Source organism: Streptomyces phytophilus, assembly GCF_013870535.1.
Lineage (GTDB): Bacteria > Actinomycetota > Actinomycetes > Streptomycetales > Streptomycetaceae > Streptomyces > Streptomyces phytophilus.
The window spans coordinates 1-2,597 of sequence record NZ_JACBXC010000883.1; the positions used below are offsets into that span (position 1 = coordinate 1).

General features: G+C 72.8%; 2 protein-coding genes and 1 pseudogene. All 3 read left to right on the forward strand.

What is annotated here, in order from left to right; translation table 11 throughout:
* Nucleotides 1-108, forward strand: a pseudogene (locus tag H5J30_RS36975) (GNAT family N-acetyltransferase); the annotation flags it as partial.
* Nucleotides 109-129: 21 nt separating this feature from the next.
* Entirely contained in the window at nucleotides 130-705 is a 576-nt protein-coding gene (locus H5J30_RS26675; protein ID WP_181789881.1) for a histidine phosphatase family protein, read from the forward strand.
* Nucleotides 706-832: 127 nt separating this feature from the next.
* Nucleotides 833-2,590 carry a GMC oxidoreductase gene (locus H5J30_RS26680; RefSeq protein ID WP_181789882.1) on the forward strand — a complete coding sequence of 586 codons (1,758 nt, stop codon included), beginning with the start codon at nucleotides 833-835 and terminating at the stop codon, nucleotides 2,588-2,590.
* The last annotated feature ends 7 nt before the right edge of the window (nucleotides 2,591-2,597 follow it).

The window sequence follows — 2,597 nt, forward strand, 5'->3', positions numbered from 1 at the left end:
CTGGGCCGCGTCCTGCTGGCGACCGGCGACGCGCACGGGGTCTACGCGAGGTTCGGCTTCGCACCGCTGGCCGATCCGACCCAGTGGATGGCTCTGGGCAGAGCCTGACCGCGCTCCTACCATCACCGCATGAACGTTCGTCTCACGTTGCTCGCCGCGGCCCGCAACTCCTCGCGGCTCGCGGAGCGCTTCGACGACGACCGGCCACTGGACGCGGCCGGCTGGGTGCTGGCCGAGCGCGCCGTTCCGGTGTTCTCCCCGCTGGCCGCCGCCGAGTTGCGGTACTGCTCGCCCACGCAGCGCTCCCGCGAGACCGGCCGGATGCTCGGCCTCGCACCGCTGGCCCAACTCGCGCTGCGCGACTGCGACATGGGCCGGTGGCGGGGCCGCACGCTGGAGGAGGTGATGATGACGGAGCCGCGCGACGTGGACGCCTGGCTCGCGGATCCGCACGCGGCACCGCACGGCGGGGAGCCGCTGATCGCGTTCATCCAGCGGATAGGGGGCTGGCTGGACACCCGCCCGGTGGACGACGGCACCCACGTCCTGGCCGTCACCGAGCCGTCGGTCATGCGGGCCGCGCTGGTCTACGCGCTGAAGGCGCCGCCCGCCTCGTACTGGCACATCGACGTGATGCCGCTGTCGACGATCATCCTCACGGGCCGCCCCGGACGGTGGAGCCTGCACGTCGACAGCTGGGTGTGAGCGCCGGGGCGAGTGGACGGCGCGGCGCGGCGGGCGGATGATGTCGGGGCCATTGCCAACTCCCTACGGGTAGGTAAGTCTACTGTCAAGTAGGTTGCGCAGCGACGGGTGCGAGGAGCGGCCAGCGATGAGCTCGTACGACGTGATCGTCATCGGTTCCGGCTTCGGCGGCTCGGTGGCCGCCCTGCGGCTGACCGAGAAGGGCTACAAGGTCGGCGTACTGGAGGCCGGACGCAGATTCTCCCGCGAGGAACTCCCCAAGAACTCCTGGCGGCTGCGCGACTACCTGTGGGCCCCCGCCCTCGGCCTCTACGGCATCCAGCGCATCCACCTGCTCAGCAACGTCATGGTGCTCGCCGGCGCCGGCGTGGGCGGCGGCTCGCTCAACTACGCCAACACCCTCTACGTGCCGCCGCCCGCCTTCTTCCAGGACCGGCAGTGGGGCCACATCACCGACTGGCAGGAGGAGCTGGCCCCGTACTACGACCAGGCGCAGCGGATGCTCGGCGTCCGGGAGAACCCCACGACCACCGAGGCGGACACGTACCTGAAGGCCACCGCCGAGCGCATGGGCGTCGGCGACTCCTTCCGGCTCACCCCCGTCGGCGTCTTCTACGGCGACGGGCGCGACGCCGGCGGCGAGAGCAAGGCCGCCCCCGGGGAGACCGTCCCCGACCCGTACTTCGGCGGCGCCGGCCCGGAGCGCGCCGCGTGCCTGCAGTGCGGCTCGTGCATGACCGGCTGCCGCTACGGCGCGAAGAACACCCTGACGGAGAACTACCTCTACCTCGCCGAGCGGCGCGGCGCCGTCATCCACCCGCTCACCACCGCCGTCGACGTGCGCGAGGTCGCCGGCGGCGGCTACGAGGTGACCACCGCGGCCACGAACAAGCGCCGCCGCGGCAAGCGGGAGGTGCTGCGCTGCGATCGCGTGGTGGTCGCGGCGGGCACGTACGGCACGCAGACCCTGCTGCACCGCATGAAGGCCACCGGCCGGCTGCCCGGGCTCTCCCCGCGCCTCGGCGAGCTGACCCGCACCAACTCCGAGGCGCTGGTGGGCGCCGTGACCTTCCCGCGGACGTACCGCAAGAAGCGCGGCGCGGGCGAGCTGGACTTCACCAAGGGCGTGGCCATCACGTCCTCGATCCACCCCAACGCCACCACGCACATCGAGAACGTCCGCTACGGCAAGGGCTCCAACGCGATGGCGCTGCTGTGCGTCCCGCAGTTCAAGCCCGAGGGGAAGCTGCCGAAGGCGCTGCGCGTGATCGGCGCGTACCTGCGCCACCCGGTGCTCGTCGCGCGGACGGCCACGACGTACCGGTGGTCCGAGCGGACCATCATCGGGCTCGTCATGCAGACCCACGACAACTCGCTGACCACCCACCTGAAGGACAAGGGCCTCGGCAAGGGCCTGCTCACGGCCCGCCAGGGCCACGGGGCGCCCAACCCGGTGCACCTGCCGGAGGGCGCGGAGGCGGCGCGGCAGCTCGCCGAGCAGATCGGCGGCCTGCCGGGCACGAACCTCGGCGAGCTGATGGGCAAGCCGCTGACCGCGCACTTCCTCGGCGGCTGCCCGATCGGCGAGGACGCCGAGCACGGCGTCATCGACCCGTACCACCGGCTGTACGGCCACCCCGGGATCTCCGTCGTGGACGGCTCGGCGGTCTCCGCGAACCTCGGCGTGAACCCGTCGCTGACGATCACGGCGCAGGCGGAGCGTGCGATGGCGCTGTGGCCCAACAAGGGCGAGGAGGACCCCCGGCCCGCCCAGGACCGCCCGTACACCCGCCTTCGCCCCGTGCCCCCGCGGCAGCCGGCGGTCCCGGCGGGCGCGTTCGGCGCCCTGCTGCTGCCGGTCCCGCAGGTCCCGCCGAAGAGCTGACCGGCGG

Bases quoted from the DNA above. Each gene is read 5' to 3' on its own strand.
- H5J30_RS26680 (WP_181789882.1), top strand. From the start codon at position 833: ATGAGCTCGTACGACGTGATCGTCATCGGTTCCGGCTTCGGCGGCTCG.
- H5J30_RS26675 (WP_181789881.1), top strand. From the start codon at position 130: ATGAACGTTCGTCTCACGTTGCTCGCCGCGGCCCGCAACTCCTCGCGG.